This is a genomic window from Spirillospora albida (genome assembly GCF_000718255.1).
Classification (GTDB): Bacteria; Actinomycetota; Actinomycetes; order Streptosporangiales; family Streptosporangiaceae; genus Spirillospora; species Spirillospora albida.
The window spans coordinates 1-258 of the sequence record NZ_JOFJ01000087.1 but is presented as its reverse complement, the minus strand read 5'-3'; the positions used below and the strand labels follow the sequence as shown (position 1 = coordinate 258).

1 protein-coding gene is annotated in these 258 nt (G+C 64.7%); it reads left to right on the top strand.

Annotated features, from left to right (window positions below):
* A partial coding sequence (locus IE99_RS29950; RefSeq protein ID WP_037560295.1) for a flagellin N-terminal helical domain-containing protein occupies positions 1 to 258 on the top strand: 258 nt, incomplete at both ends.

The following is a 258-nucleotide window of genomic DNA, read 5'->3' as shown; positions in this document are numbered from 1 at the left end:
GTCGCGCAGACGGCTGAAGGCGCTCTCACCGAGACGCACTCGATCCTGCAGCGTATGCGTGACCTGGCCGTTCAGTCCGCCAACGGCGGCTCCCAGGACGAGCAGTCGCAGAAGGCGGCGAACAAGGAGTTCGGCGAGCTCAAGAAGGAACTCACCCGGATCGCCAACACCACGTCGTTCGGCAGTCAGAAGCTGCTGGACGGCAACTACAACGGCACCTTCCAGGTCGGCTCCAACGGCGACGACGCCAACGAGCGG